Annotated in this window: 13 protein-coding genes and 1 pseudogene; 10 read left to right on the top strand and 4 right to left on the bottom strand. The window is 57.4% G+C overall.

What is annotated here, in order from left to right:
* Positions 1 to 44: 44 nt before the first annotated feature.
* The 6 genes from ASC94_RS12865 (at position 45) to ASC94_RS32580 (ending at position 6829) form a co-directional block, all read left to right on the top strand.
* Complete coding sequence (locus tag ASC94_RS12865; RefSeq protein WP_082616482.1) at positions 45 to 2405, top strand: DUF6531 domain-containing protein; 2361 nt, start codon at positions 45 to 47, stop codon at positions 2403 to 2405.
* Positions 2402 to 3805: an RHS repeat protein gene (locus ASC94_RS12860; protein ID WP_082616481.1), complete on the top strand. Its 1404-nt coding sequence runs from the start codon at positions 2402 to 2404 to the stop codon at positions 3803 to 3805. The genes ASC94_RS12865 and ASC94_RS12860 overlap by 4 nt, the downstream gene beginning before the upstream one ends.
* Positions 3802 to 5313 carry an RHS repeat-associated core domain-containing protein gene (locus ASC94_RS34160; protein ID WP_082616480.1) on the top strand — a complete coding sequence of 504 codons (1512 nt, stop codon included), beginning with the start codon at positions 3802 to 3804 and terminating at the stop codon, positions 5311 to 5313. Before ASC94_RS12860 ends, ASC94_RS34160 begins: the two co-directional genes overlap by 4 nt.
* Positions 5267 to 5749 carry a hypothetical protein gene (locus ASC94_RS32590; RefSeq protein ID WP_157201430.1) on the top strand — a complete coding sequence of 161 codons (483 nt, stop codon included), beginning with the start codon at positions 5267 to 5269 and terminating at the stop codon, positions 5747 to 5749. Before ASC94_RS34160 ends, ASC94_RS32590 begins: the two co-directional genes overlap by 47 nt.
* Before the next feature lie 130 nt (positions 5750 to 5879).
* Entirely contained in the window at positions 5880 to 6257 is a 378-nt protein-coding gene (locus ASC94_RS32585) for a hypothetical protein (protein ID WP_157201429.1), read from the top strand.
* 266 nt (positions 6258 to 6523) lie between these two features.
* Entirely contained in the window at positions 6524 to 6829 is a 306-nt protein-coding gene (locus ASC94_RS32580) for a hypothetical protein (protein WP_157201428.1), read from the top strand.
* A 1330-nt stretch (positions 6830 to 8159) separates the two neighbouring features.
* Here ASC94_RS32580 and ASC94_RS32575 read toward each other — a convergent pair.
* The 3 genes from ASC94_RS32575 to ASC94_RS12845 form a co-directional block, all read right to left on the bottom strand.
* A complete protein-coding gene (locus ASC94_RS32575; RefSeq protein ID WP_157201427.1) occupies positions 8160 to 8429 on the bottom strand; it encodes a hypothetical protein in 270 nt (89 codons plus the stop codon).
* A 99-nt stretch (positions 8430 to 8528) separates the two neighbouring features.
* Positions 8529 to 8780 (bottom strand): hypothetical protein, encoded by a 252-nt coding sequence (locus tag ASC94_RS31850; protein WP_082616479.1) that lies wholly within the window; start codon positions 8778 to 8780, stop codon positions 8529 to 8531.
* Positions 8773 to 9840 (bottom strand): PRTRC system protein D, encoded by a 1068-nt coding sequence (locus ASC94_RS12845; protein ID WP_056397773.1) that lies wholly within the window; start codon positions 9838 to 9840, stop codon positions 8773 to 8775. Before ASC94_RS12845 ends, ASC94_RS31850 begins: the two co-directional genes overlap by 8 nt.
* Before the next feature lie 1252 nt (positions 9841 to 11092).
* Here ASC94_RS12845 and ASC94_RS12840 point away from each other — a divergent pair.
* The 3 genes and pseudogenes from ASC94_RS12840 to ASC94_RS31840 form a co-directional block, all read left to right on the top strand.
* Positions 11093 to 12127, top strand: a complete 1035-nt coding sequence (locus tag ASC94_RS12840; RefSeq protein WP_056395170.1) for an integrase domain-containing protein — start codon at positions 11093 to 11095, stop codon at positions 12125 to 12127.
* Complete coding sequence (locus tag ASC94_RS31845; protein WP_162251421.1) at positions 12120 to 12722, top strand: restriction endonuclease; 603 nt, start codon at positions 12120 to 12122, stop codon at positions 12720 to 12722. The genes ASC94_RS12840 and ASC94_RS31845 overlap by 8 nt, the downstream gene beginning before the upstream one ends.
* Positions 12723 to 14087: 1365 nt before the next feature.
* A pseudogene (locus ASC94_RS31840) lies at positions 14088 to 14414 on the top strand (helix-turn-helix domain-containing protein); the annotation flags it as partial.
* A 230-nt stretch (positions 14415 to 14644) separates the two neighbouring features.
* Here ASC94_RS31840 and ASC94_RS32570 read toward each other — a convergent pair.
* Positions 14645 to 15175 carry a hypothetical protein gene (locus tag ASC94_RS32570; RefSeq protein WP_157201425.1) on the bottom strand — a complete coding sequence of 177 codons (531 nt, stop codon included), beginning with the start codon at positions 15173 to 15175 and terminating at the stop codon, positions 14645 to 14647.
* Between the two features lie 263 nt (positions 15176 to 15438).
* On the opposite strand from ASC94_RS32570, the gene ASC94_RS12820 reads away from it, so the two are divergent.
* A protein-coding gene (locus tag ASC94_RS12820; RefSeq protein WP_157201424.1) for an IS3 family transposase occupies positions 15439 to 16547 on the top strand; the annotation gives its coding sequence in 2 pieces (ribosomal slippage) (positions 15439 to 15691 and positions 15691 to 16547; 1110 coding nt in all).
* Positions 16548 to 16920 lie beyond the last annotated feature (373 nt).

Raw genomic sequence — 16920 nt, 5'->3', positions numbered from 1 at the left:
AGAAGCTTCCTTCAATTTAGCGCTTTCTTTTGGAAAGAGTTTTTATGCGGAACGATAACACTTGCATGCATGCGCTGATTCGTGGTTCCAGAAGATTTGCCTTATTCATCGCGAGCTTGATCGCACTCGGCCAAAACGTGCATGCCCAGACGGCGATGCCGGAAGGGACGATCGGCTGGTGGTATTTAGGTCCGGGAGGTGGTAATCATGCTGTCGATGCCGGCAAGGCTTGTGAACATATCGCCGCAAACCACATGGGCACCTTGCTGGTGGCGATACGCCCTAGCGCAGGCGCGGTATATCCCACTTACGACTGCAAGTATCCCCATTTCGTTGCAGCAGGCGGTGTTCAATGGTACGGCATCACCTGGCTCGATTGTGCCCCGGGCTATGTTGCCCGTTGGCCCGGGGTGTGCACAAAGACCGTGGAAAAGCCGCTTCCGCTCACCTGCTCCGCGTCCGCGGCAGGGTACGGGCTTGGTAACCCAGTGGTCGTTTCAACAGGGGATAAAGTACAAGTCGAAACCGACCCCATCGGCAGCCCGCAAACTCCGCTGCAAGTGGAACGTACCTACCGTACTTTTACCGTTCAAAGAGGGGCGCTGGGAGACAACTGGTCATTCGCCTTCGATCGCACCCTGACCACCTCGTCCGATACGAGTGGCCAGCCGCCTGCGCAGGTATCGGGAATGGGGGAGCAGGGCGGCTACTTCATTTTCTTCTACTCCAACGGCATTTATAGGTCGGCCACGCCCGGCTTCGGGACGCTCGTACCCGTCAACGCTTTGTATGACGAGTGGCTCTACAAAAATGCCGCCGGGCGCATGTTTCATTTCAAGAAGATAAATGGTGTCTACAGGCTGGCAAGCTCGCACACCAAGGAGGGCGTTGGGCAATACTTCAGCTATGACGCCACCGGCCGCGTGCAAACCATCACTGATTCGTTCGGCAGGGTGCTGCAGGTCGTCTGGAAGAACGAGTTTGTCGTCGATTCGATCATCGGCCCCAATGTCACGGTCTTTTACGAATACGAACTTGCCGCTATCGCGTCTGGCGCGCTGATAGACGGCTCGGAACGTTTGGCCAAGGTTGTGGTGAAGCAGGCAGATGGCACGCTACTGTCGTCAAAGGAGTACCACTACGAAGATCCCAATTTCAGTTTTCTGCTGACAGGCATCACGGATGAAAACGGAAATCGCTATGCAACCTTTGCTTACGACGGCTCTGCAAAGGCGGTGTTGTCCGAACATGCCGGCGGCGCCGACCGGCACAGCTTTTCCTATGTGGGCGAAACGAGCCGAACGGTTACCGATCCGCTTGGCACGGTGCGCACCTTTAGCCTCACGAATCTGAATGGCTTTGGCCGCGCAACCTCGGTCAATCAACCAGGCGGCGCTGGCTGCAGCCCGGGGTCCAGTTCATTTGCTTACGATGCCCAAGGAAATCTATCCACGGCATCGGACTTCAATGGCAATAAGACATGCTACGCGTTTGATCCTGTGCGCAACCTCGAAACCGGCCGCATCGAAGGCGTCGATGCCGCCGCAGCCTGCCCATCCCTGGCAACGACCAGCCTTGTGGGCACGCAGCGCAAGATTCTGAAGCAATGGCATCCAGATGCGCGTGTGGAGGTTAAGATCGCCGGCCCCAAAAAGCGCACCAGCTATATCTACAATGGGCAGGCGGATACGGACGGGCAAATCCTGACCTGCGCGCCCCCCACGGCCCTGCCCGACGCGAAACCCATCGTGGTCGTCTGCAAGCGAATCGAACAGGCCACCAGCGACAGCAATGGCGCCGCCGGATTCAGTGCCGCACCTGTAGGGCAGGCAAGGATATGGACTTTTACCTACAACGCACTGGGTCAGGTGCTGACGTCCAATGGTCCCGCAGGCGAGAGCGGCAATGTGGAGACGACGGCCTACGCCTATTATGCCGATACAACGGCGACACATACCAGCGGGGACTTATGGACCGTGACGAATGCAAAAGGACATGTCACCGAATACTTGGAGTACAACAAGTCGGGGAAAAATACCAGGATGAGTGACCCGAACGGAAGTATCGCTGTACTCGCATATGACCCGCAATTGCGGTTGACGAGCCGCACGTTGGGTGCTGGCACTGCCGCGGCACAGACCACCACGTATGACTATGACGGCGTCGGCCAACTCATCAAGGTAACGGCCCCGGATGCCTCGTTCATCACCTACACCTACGATGCTGCGCACCGGTTGACTGATGTCACCGATGGACTTGGAAACACCATTCACTACACATTGGACAATGCCGGCAACCGAGTCCGTGAGGAAGTGAAGGACGTCAGCGGGAACCTCAGTAGACAGGTCATCAGAACGTATGACGCTTTGGACAGGTTGCAAGACGTGACAGGAGCGGCGCGATGACAACCCCATATGACTTCCTGCGCCGAATCACGGCTGCCGGCGCTTGTACGATTGCCGCAACGGCAGGCGCACAGGTTCAAAATACCACCACCAGGTACGAATACGACCGCCAGGGCAACGTGACGAAGATGAGCGATCCGCTCAATCATGCGACCACGTTCGCTTACGATGCGCTATCGCGTCGCATCTCTGCGACCGACGCCACCGCGACCGGCGTAACGCTCTACGGATACGATGGCATTGACCAGTTGACTCAGGTGAAGGATGCGCGGCTCGTTACCACCAGTTATGCGATCGATGGTTTGGGCAATCAGACCCAGGCCACCAGCGCGGACACCGGCGTGACAACCAGCACCTATGACGGCGTGGGGAATCTCACCAGCCGCACCGACGCCAAGCTGCAGACGACGACCTATCAGTATGATGCGCTCAACCGGCCAACCTTGACCACGTACGCTGACGGCGCAACCGTCGCCTACCAGTATGACCAGGGCGTCAATGCCATCGGCCGCCTGAGCCGGATCACGGACGCGAGCGGCCGTATCGATTACAGTTACGATCTGCAGGGAAACGTAACGGCCGAGACGCGCGTCATTGGCGGCGCCACCTTTACGACGGACTACCGCTACGACACGGCCGGCCGGCTCTCCGGCATGACATACCCGAGCGGGCGCAGCATCGACTATGGCCGGGATGCTATGGGCCGCATCAGCCAGATTAGCACGGGCGGCGGGATGGTGTCTGTGGTGAGCGCGGTGCTGTACCAACCGTTCGGCCCGGTGCAATCGATCACCTTCGGCAACGGCCGGACCCTGACGCGCGGCTACGACCTGGACGGACGCCTGACCAGTTTCAGCTTGGCGGCACAAACGATGGCGGTGAGCTATGACGCGGCTAGCCGCATCACGGCCATTGCCGACGCCGGGAACGCGGCCAGCGGCATCAGCTACGGCTACGACGTCCTGGACCGCCTGACCAATGTGCTGACACCAACGGCAGGACTCAGCTATACCTACGATGCGGTTGGCAACCGCACCCAAAAGGCTATCAACAGCTCTATGACCAACAACAGTTACGCCGCCACCAGCAACCGCCTGACGCAGGTAGGCGCGCAAGCGATCATCACGGATGCGAACGGCAGCATCACCGATAAGGGCAGCGCCAGTTTCAGCTACGACGCGCGCGGGCGCTTGGTCTCTGCCAACACGGCCATAGGTTTGGTGCAGCACACGATTAATGGCCTGGGGCAGCGGGTGCGCAAGGTGACGCCTGCGGCGACGACGGTGTTCCACTACGACTTGGCTGGCAAGCTGATTGCCGAAGCGATGACCACGACCGGCGTGACCAAGGTGGTGGAGTACATCTATCTGGGCGACTTGCCAGTGGGGGTATTCAAATGAGCAGCATTGCCGCCCCCATGAGAGCCAACCACGATGGTGTGCACATCCAGTTTATGGAGATCGCCCGAATGTTAATACGCCTATTTGCCATGCTGCTGCTCAGCATTGCCATGTTCGACGCCCGCGCTCAGCTCGGTGAGCCCAGCACTGAGCCGAACGTAGCGCCGGACATGATTAGCTTATCTTACTCCGCGGCCAAAAGTAAGCTTGTCGCGCCGGGCTACATCAAGTTGATTGCCAATGCTGTGGACGTCGACGGCACGATTGTCAGCATTTCCTTCTATAGCGGCAGTACCCTCATCGGCACCATAACCAATGACGACACATTCATATGGACCAACGTTCCCGCCGGCACTTACACCCTGACTGCGATTGCGAAGGACAACAGAAATGGCTTGTCCCTCCCCTCCACAGCAGTGACCGTGACAATGGCAGGCAATGTGGCGCCAACTGTCACGATGACGGCGACGCTGACCGGTGCAACTGCTCCCGGCACAGTTAGCTTAAGCGCCGCCGCGGGCGACAGCGATGGCAGCATTTCCAAGGTCGAGTTCTTCAACGGCACGGCCTTGCTGGCAATCGTGACCCAGGCGCCGTTTACCTACATCTGGTCGAACGTGGCTACTGGCAGCTATAGCCTGACCGCGCGCGCCACCGATAACTCGGGCAGTACAACGTGGACGCAACCAAGCGTCGTCGCGGTCGCAGCCGGCGCTCCGCAGCTCTACTATGTGTACGCAGACCAGGTCAACACTGCACGTGAGGTCACGAACTCGGCTGGTGTGCCCGTTTGGCGTGCCGATACCACTGAGCCGTTCGGTGCGAATATGCCAAATGAGAATCCATCGGGCCTGGGCACGTTTTCCTACAATCTGCGTTTCCCGGGTCAGTATTACGAGCAAGAGAGCAACCTCTACTACAATTACTTTAGAGACTACGATCCGCAGATGGGGCGGTACATCGAAAGCGATCCAATAGGTCTGCGCGGTGGAATTAATACCTATAGCTATGTTGAAGGAAATCCTCTTAGAAGGAGTGACCGTTTTGGTCTATTTGGTCCCGCCGAGCATCGTTGGATTACAGCGGCAGCTATGAATAGTGCGGAGAAGTGTAAGGATGGCCCATCTCTTCCGAATGATCTTCCCAGTTTGGTTTCTGGCGTTGATCGTTGGCCTCATAGCCAAGAGCCAGAAAATTCCTATTGGCATGCCATGAGCGATGGCACCAGCGACCAAACACCGCAGCAGGCAGAAGATTTATACAGCAACTATGTGAACGAAAATATAGCATCTGGTACACCAGAAGGCCTTGCCAGAGCTTTACATGCGGTACAAGATAGTGCAGCATCCGGCCACAGAGGATTTCAACCTTGGGCTGGTGGAATTCCTGGCCCCCATCATCTAAGAGGGGATTTACTACCATCCTCGTCGTCACTTGACTTAGCAATTAAGAAGTCGAAAGATGTTATTGATCGTTATAATGAGCGATGCGGTTGCAAGAAAAGGTGAGGTGTGTATGCGTGTCCGACTTATATCAACAGCCGTTCTTCTTCTCCTTGGGGGCGGCTTTTCTACCTTGGTTCTGGCGTTTGGGGATTGTCAAAAATTTCCTTCAGACCGGGCGGCAGTTATCGAGGATCACGGATATTTCTTCTTTATATATCCGCGAACGATAAGTGCTAATTTTAGTGGTTGCCAGACTATGTGGGACGAAAACGGAAAGCAACTATTTGTGCTAACCTTCGAGCAAGGAAATTTGATTAGTTATGAATCAAATGATCCGTCAGGAAAGGAGAAAAATCAAACTTGTTTGTATAAGCACGGAAAGCTTGCACAACATGGTCCAACTGATTGCCCCGACTATGGCGATGTAAAAAAGGGACTTCAATCATTACCACAAAGCGATGAGCCGATTGTTCCAGCAGAGAGGGACCCTCGCAAGTAGGGAATAAGTCCGCGGGTTCGGCTAGTGTTTCTGAATTGGTGAGTTCGCCCTTCACTTGTGGGGGCGATCCATAAGGTCAAAGACGGGTCCATAGGGGTATCGAATATTGCCAATGCATCGGATAAAAAAGATGAAATTTCAAGTTCGAATGGTTTCTATCTTATGCGTCGCGATCGCCGCAATCTCTGGATGTTGGGGCAGTGATTGTAGAAATTTTGTTATCAAAGAAAGCGCGTCGCCGGATGGGAAAAGGGCTGCGGTTGTTTTCTCGCGAGATTATGGAGCTACAACCGATAGTGTGCAGGCGGTTGAAATTCATGAGACAGGTACAGTGTTTTCTTCGAACGACCCAAGTAAATACATTTTTACAATGCGTGGCGAGCACAAGATTGATATTCAGTGGCTCGCGAGCGACCATCTCAAGATTGACCGGCCGCGAAATCGCGATGATATTTCTTACGAGAAGAAGGAATGGAATGGTGTAAGTATTACCTATGAACCGGAATAGCGCTTCGCGGGCCGTCCTCCGTGACATTGATTATTCGCTTCGGAATTGCGGTTTAACCAGCAGCCCTCTGAGAACACGCCGTGACCCGTGCATCATGCCGCACCGCCTCTCGAAAACTATCAGACTCAGCAAACTAAATGAACTGAACCGCGCGACATGCTGGTAGCGTCTTCTGGCGCGGTGGCATGGGGAGCAGGTTATTGTGATGAACGTTTGTGAGTTCGGAAGGACCTTGGCCGATAAAGAAGCCATGATAGGGAGGGCACATGACTAAAGCGAAGCTTGGATTGGTACTGTTCATTACGTCTCTATTTTGGGTATTCGCAGGTTGGTCCGCTTGTGCATATTGGCAACAAAAAATGCGGAAGACTCAAAGTGTGATGGCTTTGGTAACTGCTAATGATGCTGCAAGGATCGGAAACTATGACGCTGCAGTAGAGTATGCGGCATACGCATTCGCCTATGATAACGATTTTCCAATTGCGGAAATGCAGATCAAAGAGTTTACTGCGAAGCGAGCAAGCTCGAAGTGTGATGGAAATCTTTCTGGAACTAAGGAGGCGAAAAGATAAAAAAATGTGTTTGATCGGTAGAAATCGGATGAAAAAATATGTTGATTGGCAATGAAAGTTGATCCGGTTCCCCGATAATTTGAAACGAAGGTTAACCACATTTGAAGAGAAATCCTACCAGTTTCATTGGCAGGAGATCAGGGTGATCGACTTGTCATTGCTAGGGAAGTGCTGACTTATTCCCCTTCTGAAATTCAACGTGCTAAAAATTATAAAAACTCATGTGCTGCTTCTTCGCGGAAATGTCTATTAATCACCGCCTACCTAGGCATAATTCGACGCTGACACCTTCATGAGCAAGTCCCATTCAGAGAAAACGCCAGGTTGGACGCAGGATGGGCTGTGATATGAGTAGTGAAACCGCGGCAGCAATGTCCCTGTACACACCTGGTGCGCCAAACCCATGAAATATGACATCGATTTCTCGATCTTCGAAACGTCAAACCACCCGTATGGAAATGTGACGGGCGAGTTGGATTGAAGTTCCTGCCATCTGTGGGTGCTGCCGTCCGAATTTTGGAGGAAATGCTAGAGCTGCGTGTGCAATTCATTAATGTCGTCAATGGGCGAACCATAATAGGATTTGATGATGTGGTCGCAGATTCTCCAAGTCACGCAGCCCAGCTTGCTGAACGGTTGGAGCGGGACGAGGGACTATTTTGCCCCAAGTATGCTCGCCATAGCGAAAAGATTACATTGAATTACTGATGCCCTGGCGTTCCCCCGGTAATCCACCCCATTCTCGCCGGCAATCGAAAGTGGACGGGGGGACGATGGCGGCCAAGTCGACACCCGACGTCATCTTATTCGAACACCTCATTTTTTGACTACCTGGAAAGGCCATATCAGCCACCGTATCGGTTCGCCCCCGGCCTCGTCCATAACAATTTAGACCTGCGGTGGCGGCGAGAGTTCTGGCTGATCGGCGCCGGTCGCCCACCTGGCCGACCAGCGCCGGCGCAAGAAGAAGCATTTAAGCGGATCAGCACCGACTCAATCTGGAGCATGTCTCCGGTCTGTCGCAGTTGGCCGCGATGCATGACTTCGCTGAGAAAATCCTATGCGATAACGTACGAGCTGTGGTCACTGCGGCCGCGTACACCGCAGTGCCCGCTGTCCCCCACACGACGCATCAACCGCGCTGCGGCTCATTCCGTTCTGGAACCATTGTTGCCGGCGCTGTTGCTCTTCGCCGATGCCGCTGCGCGCTTGCTTGATGCCTTACAATTAATGCCAAACAGGAGGGCCGCAATGCCGTGCGCATGGCCAGCGGGCCCCTGGATCACGTTGCCCGCTCGCAGGGCGATGAGGGCAAGGGGGCGCTGGTTGCCTAGGAGTTGACCAGTGCGCTGCCAAGGATCACGGAGAACACCAGATGCATGCCAGCCGCCACATCGAGTTCGATCTCACCACCGTCTACTGCCATAGGGCGGTTGCGCATGCGCAGGCATCGCTGGTCCAAAGTCATAGGGCCGCGTCCGCGGACGAGTTTGTCGCCCAGCACCGGCAAGCCATCCAGCGTGCCGCCAGGGGGCGGCTGAATGGCCTTGCCGAGCTCGCGGCGCGAATGGCGCTCCGGGAGCTGCGGCTGATGTGCCAAGCGGGTAACCCGTGCGCTTGAGCGGGGGGCGTGTTCTTGAAAATCCGATCGGTACTGCAAGGCTGATCCGCGTCATGCCTGTTGCTGCATTGGCGTCGCTTAGCCTATGGCAGGCGCGAAAAGTTCCATGCTTGCAGCGGCATGGACCGGATCGTGCTCGCCATTCCGCGGTTGCGGTGTGACCGACGTGGTCGTTGCGGCGGCAGGTATCTGGGCCATCAGGCCTGCATGGGCGAGCGTCCGTAGACGGTTCACGCGCTTTGCGCCCTTGGTGAATCGGGCCAGTTCGTCATAGAGGGGCGGATTATCCGCACGATCCAGTTCAAAATTGATGCGCAGGCCCTTACTCATCGCCGCCGCTCCCAGCGTCGTTGATGTCGACGCGTACGCTGGCGCCGGTGCCTCCGCTAACCAGAGCGCGGGCCAGTTCCATTCCTGCTTGCTGAAATCCTTTCACGTTGGCGTTGATCGGATCCTTCAACTCGTGGATCGCATGGTTCGGGAAGGCTGCCTTGAGTGCTGCCCGGTAGAAGAACGCGCCGCCACCAACCAGGATGATGTTCCGGATATCGCTCGCGTCTCCGACGTAATGCATCATTTCGGCCACTGCCTGTTCCGGAATTTTCCTCGCCAGTGGCAGGTGGCGTGCCAGGTCGTACTCCTTCTGGAAGACCACCGGCTTCTTTCCTGTGCGCAGTGCCGCATCAACGGCTTCATAGTCCCGGTAGTGGGAGCCGGTGCTGCGGCTGATGCCCTCGATCATCGTGTGCAGCACGTCGTGCATGCCGCGCGGCACCGAGTGGCTGCGCTTGTCGATTTGCTGCATGCCTTGCGTGACCAGCCAGTCAAAGGTGCGCCGGCCCGGATCGACGATCAGGCTGCGCTCCTTGCGCAGTTGCGCGACCTTGCCGTGCGTCAGCCCGTAATGCATCAGCGCGCCGGCAGGTTGGGCGATGGCCTTTGCGCGCACCACCTGCACGCGCCGGCCCTTGGCCAGTTCGTGCTCGCCGGTGAGGCGGCGCTCCAAGGCGGTGACCAGCGACTTGAGCTTGTACGTGGCAACCGGCAGGCCCACCACCAGCAGGTCGATGCGTTCCAGCTGCATGTAATGCAGCGCACCGAGCAACAGCGCCAGATATTCCGGCGTGTCGCAATAGCGGTCGTGCTGCAGGACGTTGGCGTTGAACACATCGGCCGCGAGGTGGACGTCGGGGCCGACTTCGTACACCAGGCCGCCGGCGGGAATGCCGACGGTTCTCCGGCGTGCGCCCCATGCTTCGGCTTCCAGTCCCGCCTCCGATGGATGTGCCTGGGACGGGAACATGTCGCAGCGCAGCTCGCCGTTCCTGATGCCGCAGATGAACTTGGTGTTGCCTCGTCCGACATCGACCGCCCTCACGATGGGTTCCATGGCGCGCGCTCCTTCTTGATTGAACAGGGACAGCATATGGGGAAGGCGCGCGGCGATCCATGTGAAAGGCTTCGCATTGGGGAGGCATTTCGACTTTTGCTACTGATGCGGTACGTTTCTGGAACTGCCCGGTCAGGCGGCACCCTTGGGTTCACCTTCGCGGCACTCCGGTGCGCGCCTGTAGTCCGTGCCGGCCAGTTCCCGTTTTGCGGAGGTGCGCGAATGTGGCCTAGCCTGATGCGCCAATCCGGTCTGGTGCTTCAGCAGATTTACAATCAGAGGAGTTCGCAGGCCCCCGCATCTCATAGCGGAGCAAGGCCCCGTTCCTCACCTACAAAATATTTCACGCATCAATCGACAATTTTTCGCGCCCTCCGCGCACCTTGACATCGCCCCGTTTGCCTCCTATTCTGCCAGCACTGTCTGGACCCGCTTCCATGAACATCGTGTTCTCAATGCGGCGCAGGCCTGCGATACAGCCCGTTGCGGTCGTAACCCGTCCCCAGTTCGGCGATGCCGATACTCCATTGTGCCTCGATGCACAGATTGCGCCAGCAGCGCCGTCGGCGACCGCCGCGACCCTGGTGCACTTTCTTTCCGATCTTTTCTTGAGCACGCGGGCATCCATGCCCAGAACGCGTGGCCAGGCACCTACGCCTGCCCGCGCCGCACGCCGCCATGGCGTGCCGAATCGCACCGGCAAGACCGGTGGCAGGGGAACGGCGAAGCCGTCTCTCCCGATTTTTCAATACGTCCCTCAGCTCGTACGGCCACCGCGAAGGCGATGCCGCGTTGTGACGGCGCCATCCGAAGCGTCGAACAACGTGGTACGTACGGCAGCACGAAGCGGCCTGGTGGTAGGGCCGGGGATAACCGTGCGAGGAGGCGACACGTGATTTGCGCGGCGATTGCCGCCACGTGATGTCCTTGCCGCGCTAAGCGTGGCACCGTCCGCCCAGGAGGCGGGGCGCGAGACAGAAGGCGAAATCCGCTGTCCGTGCACATATTCATTTTTACGACACCGATCTATCCCACGCGCCGTGCCGGACCGGGACCGGCAGGCGCAGCAGCAGTTCCCGGCACTTGCCGCGCATGGCCCGCGCGCCAGGATGGCTGGACAGGCCAGGCAGGGCGCCAGCCAGGCAGTGGCGGCGCCGAAGTAGGGATCGGGCAGATGGTGCGCGGGCAGCGTGCCGTCTTGACGGATGTTCGCCAGGCGGGTGCCGCGCGCGCGGCAGGAAAGGAGTCACGTATGGGCCAATACCGGGACTGGCGTGAACAGCTGGCCGCCATCATCGACCAGCGCAACGAGATGCACGCCTTGCGCAACAAGGTGGTCTCGCACAACACACGCGCGGCGCGCCGCCAGGCGTTGTTCCGTATGTTCGCGCTGCTGCGCCGGTTGGGCTTTGCCGCGGCGCCGGATAACCTCGGCGAGCGCCACGTCGCCGCCCTTGTGCGCTACTGGTGCGCCGGGCGGGAGCACGGCGCCATGGCCCGCAAGCAGCCCTGCAGCGCGGCCTACATCCAGCAGCAGCTCTCCATCCTGCGCGTGTACGCCGGCTGGATCGGCAAGCCGGGCCTGGTGCGCACGGCCGAGGCCTATGCGCGCGATCCGGCGACCGTGGCGCGGCACTACCCGGCCAGGCGCGACCGCAGCTGGGACGGCAGCGGCGTCGACACGCAGGCGCTGATCGAGCAGGTCGCGGCGCGCGACCGCCACGTCGGCGTCCAGCTGCGCCTGATGCTGGCCTTCGGCATGCGGCGCAAGGAAGCGGTGATGTTCTGGCCGCACGTGGCCGAGGTGCCGTCCTATGCGCTGCCAGGCGGCCTTCCGGCGGCCGAGCGCTGGGTCAGCTTCCTGCGCATCAAGCGCGGCACCAAGGGCGGCCATTTGCGCTACACGGCGGTGCGCAGCGACGCGCAGCGTGTGGCGCTCGACGACGCCAGGGCGCTCGTGACGACGCGTCACGGCCACGTCGGCTGTCCGGGCCTGTCGCTCAAGCAATCGCTGGACCGCTTTTCCAACGTGGTTCGCGGCGCTGGCATGACGCGCAAGGCGCTGGGCGTGACCGCGCACGGCCTGCGCCATCAGTTCGCCAACGACTTGTATTTCGAGATCGCGCGGGTCCGCTCGCCGGTGCGCGGCGGCGATCCGGCGCTTGACCCGGCCGTGCGGCGCGATGCCTACCGCCAGGTGGCCGAGCAGCTGGGGCACCACCGGCCGCAAATCAGTACCGCCTATCTGGGCTCGGTACGCAGGAGGGGAGGGAAGGACGATGCGTGATGAAGAATCGGGAAGGAGCAGCGCGCCCCGGCGGCAAGGCGGAGGGGTGTCTGGGCACGGGTGCCGGCGGCGGCCGCTCGGCTGGGACGCGGCATGGGCGGCGCGCTTTCGCCGCTGGGCCGCCGCGCTCGGCGGGCTGGCGATCCGCTGCGTCTCGCGCTGGGTGAACGCGACCCGGCTGGCCTACCTGCCGGTGCACCAGCGCAACGTGCGTCAGTCGCGCCGCGTGCTGCGTACCGTGCGCGCGTTCAAGGAGCCGGGGGCGGCGGGGCGTAGCCTGGCCTACCTGCGTGCGGTCGATCCGCTGGTGTTCGAGGACGTGGTGATGTCGGCGCTGGAGGACGCGGGCCTGCTGGTGCTGCGCGGCACGCGCTACAGCTGCGACGGCGGGATTGATGGCGCCGTCTGGCTGCCTGGGCGGGGCTGGCACGCGGTACAGGCTAAGCGCTACCGGCACCACGTGAGCTTGGCGCACGTCTGCGCGTTCGGCGACGTCATCGCGATGTGCCACTACGACGGCGGACTGTTCGTGCATACCGGGCGCAGCGTGGGGCGTTGTACCCGCAGATGGTTGCCGCGCGTGTCGGGCTGCTGAGCGGAGACAGGTTGTTGCACTTGCTGAGGGAGCAGTCGCTCGATGACAGATCGCGCGGAATAACGAAGCGATAGCGTGTCAGGTGCATGCAATGCAAAGGAATGCGAGCCAGCTGCAGCGTCTGGCTCGCAGAGTATAAGGTCAATCAGGTGCAGGGCGGTCGTCTTTTGTAAACCATTGCCCTTGCGAGCAATCGTTGTATTTGTGCTCACTGTGATTTTTGGTGAGAATCCAACTTACTATTAAGAGCAAACTAACTGCAGAGATACCTCATCTGTATCAAAATAGGAGGTAAAAAAGACTCCACTATGGGGAGAGTCATATGCAAGAGCAGATACGGAAATCGGCAATTGAAGTGCTAAACCATCGCCGGTTCTCACAGCCCGGCGGCGACTCACCAGGCGCGCAGCTGAGGCATCCTTGACACAACCCGTGCAATGCATTTCGACTTAAACAGCTCCCGTGCCGGCAGAACATGCGGTTCCCGTACTCGCTGCAGTGTCTGTGGCAAGAATATTTGCGCGACCGTCGCCCTCCACACACCAAAATGTTTTCATTCTGGTTCCATCAGTTGCCGCTGCTGAGTTGTATGCACCTGTTGCCCGCCTAATAAAGTATTTAGAAGCAGTCTATCAACGATTCTCCGGTTCGATATAGTCCGTTGGCTTGCCACCAAGCAGCGGCGCGCCCCTCGTATTGCCAAACAAAGTTCGAGAAATTCTGCACTGACTTTCCGAAAGAGTTTATGCGAATCGAAAACACTTACATAAAAGCACTAATGCGCTTTTCGAGTAGTTTATTCATTCTGATCGCGAGCTAAATTGCGACCGGCGAGAATGTGAGCGCACAAGCGGCGATGCCGGAAGGGACTATTGGTGGGTGGTATGTGGGGCCAACATTAGGCAGTAATGGATATGCTGCAGATCGCTATATCGCTTGTACCAACACGGCCTTGAACCACATGGGTACTCCACTCAAGGCCATACGCCCGCACGCCGGGGAGGTGTTTAGAACTTGTCCACGCGCCCCAGTCATGCCCCTGCCACTTACACCGACGGGGACATATTAATAGTTGGCGCTTTCTTGATTGCGGAGAAGAATGTATGCCATATTTTGAAATAACGTTAGACAATAACTTCCACACGGTCATAGGAAGCGATGACTTGGGGATTCTGGCGTTCGGCGTGATCAGTACGTATGGATCACCCAGCGCATACTTGCAAGTCACGAGTCTGAACAAAGTCGTGGGAGAAAATGAAGTGTTGATTTGCGCCGAAAATTGACCCACTTTCCCCAGTAATTTGCAACTGAATCTGACCCACGTGAGGAGCACAATTCGACCTGTCTCATCGGCAGGAGATCGGAGTGATCGACGTGGCGTTACTAGGCATAATTCGACGCTGGCACATTCGTGACCAGATTCCCCTACGGGAGATCGCCAGAAGGCTGGGCATCTCACGTAACACCGTCCGGCGCTATCTGCGTTCGGAAACCACCGAGCCCACCTATGCGGAGCGCCGTATAGTGAGTGGGCTGGACAAATATTCCGTGCAGTTATCAGGATGGCTCAAGGCCGAGACGAGCAAGCCGCGTAAGCAGCGCCGTAGTTTGAAGCAGATCCACGCGGACCTGAAAGAGCTAGGGTATGAAGGATCGTACGACCGTGTGGCAGCGTTTGCCAGGCAGTGGAAGGCGGGTCAAACCGAGTGGGTCAATTCATCGAGCAAACGAACATGGTGCTATCCGTGATGCCCATGTGTCGATATACGAGCGACGCAATTTCAGGTATCTCTATATTGAAACCCTTTCCGATAGTCACGACGCTCTTCGTATCTGTGTACGGTCTATAAATAATGCCTTCAAATACCGATAGGAACGAGAGAAGCTGTTTATTGAAATCCGCTTCAGAGATAGCCGTGTGTTTAATTGTCATGGTCGAGAATCAAGTTTGGTGGGGGGAGCTTTTCCATACTAAGATCGCCAGAAAGTTGACGTTCTTCGTCAAAAATTATAATTCTTACTGAGGTTCCGCCGGATCTTCCGAACGAGAACTGAATATACTTCGGGTAAGTGCCACAAGAATTTTTAAATAATTCTACAGTTATTGCGACGTATCCTTTAGGGTCGCGCCACGGCCTTATAAATAAGCCTTCTGTGGTAATTTTGCTATTAATGATGACCGGTTTCCATTCTGCGTAGCACGTATTTTTCCCCTCTACTGTCCACTCTATATCGCTCCCACGCACCTCCATTTTTCCGAAAATTGACTCTGAGAGGTTGTCCCAAGGGCCGTAGGATCCTAAGACGATATTCGAGCGTGCCGTGTCGATCTGTTCACTTTCGTTGAGCAAGAGCGATTTCGGAGCCTCTGGAACGGCGGCGTTCGCATCAAAACGAAGAACAAGTGCTGCGAGAAGAATGATCTTTAGCATTTTCATAATTTTGATAGGCATTAATGTCACTTCGTTAGCACCTCTCGTGTAAGGTTTTGATGCGAAATCGCTTCGACTCACCTAGGACTTTGAGTCAGTATGCCTGTGATTCCGGCGCGCAATACTCTCCAATGTTCACGCCGGCAGGTTTTTTGTTGGCTCCTTTTTCCAACAGTGACGAGTTGGATGTAAGGCTGAGCCTCCGACTTGATCTGCCTTGGCAAAATTAGACACTTCGGGACGCGAGTTTTTGGTCAATAATTCCTGAACGGGAGGGCTTGACCATGAAACGCAAACATTTTCCGGCGGAACAGATTGTATCCGTGTTGAAGCAGGCTGAACTGGGCATGGCAGTTGGGGACATTGTCAGGCAGCTCGGCATTTCTGAGCAGACCTTTTATCGCTGGAAAAAGCAGTATGGCGGCATGCAATCCGAGGGCGTTCGTGAACTCAAGATTTTGCAGGACGAGAACGCGCGGCTGAAGAAGTTGGTGGCCGAGCTGAGCCTGGACAAGGCGATCCTGCAGGACGTTGCGTCAAAAAAGTGGGACGGCCCGCGCTGAAACGAGCGGGGGTGGCATACATCATCGATCATTACGGATTGAAACTGGCGCGGGCCTGCCGACTGATCAAGCAAGTGCGCAGCACGCAATATCTGTCGAGCAGGAAGGACCCCAAGCTGGCGCTGCGGCAACGCTTGCGGGAACTGGCCCAAGTGCGGGTGCGCTGGGGCTACCGGCGGTTGCACGTGCTGCTCAAACGCGAGGGCTTCCAACTGGGCGTCAACCAGACTTACCGCTGGTATTGCTTGGAGCAGTTGCAGTTGCGCGCCTGGCGCAAGAAGCGGCGCAAGAGCGCTGTTGCCCGCCAAGCGCGCATGCAACCCCGTCGGGCAAACGACGCGTGGAGCATGGATTTCGTCGCCGACCAACTCGCCGATGGGACCAAGATACGGCTGCTGACGATCATTGACATCTACAGCCGAGAATCCCTGGCCATCGTGGCCGGCCATCGCCTCCGTGGCGAGGATGTGGTCGCAGCGCTTAACCGGGTTATTGCAAAACGCGCGCCGCCGCGGTGCCTGTTTGTCGATAACGGCAGCGAATTTTCGGGGCAGATGCTGGACCTATGGGCCTATCACCACCAGGCCAAGATCGATTTCAGCCGGCCAGGCAAGCCGACCGACAACTGCTACATCGAAACGTTCAACGGATCGCTGCGCGATGAATGCCTCAACGTCCACTGGTTCACTTCCTTGGCCGAGGTCCAGGCCATCGTGGAGGCCTGGCGCGTGGACTACAATGAGATTCGGCCTCACATGGCTCTCAACGACCAAACTCCCACGGCCTTCGCTCGGAGTATGGTTTCTGAAGGGCTTGACATGGGCCATTGACCGACCAAATTCTCGTATCCAAAGTGTCCATCGAACCCAAGCGGATCACACCTTTGCCTAAATTATGGCTCAGGAGTGTCTATGATGCTCGTGGCGATTCACCCTGCGGGTTGATGAAGATTCGTTGACTCGTGCTTACGAGACGGTAGAGCTTCTTCGGAAAGCGGCGCACTAATTTGCGGACGAATTTTCCCCTCGTGTAGCGACCCACTGAATTCATGATACCGACGCATGCGCGGTTTTACGGTGCACCGTGCGTCCCGGGCACCTTGAAATGGCCGCAGTCTGGTGCAATGATGAAGACGCTTACTGTGGGAATCGTTCCCGCACTGCTCCCGGCACGTGCCATCGCGGTGCCTCTCCGGGACCTTGA

The sequence above is a fragment of the Massilia sp. Root418 genome, from assembly GCF_001425265.1.
Classification (GTDB): Bacteria; Pseudomonadota; Gammaproteobacteria; order Burkholderiales; family Burkholderiaceae_D; genus Rugamonas.
The sequence above is the reverse complement of the archived record's forward strand: the minus strand, read 5'-3'. Positions and strand labels throughout refer to the sequence as shown.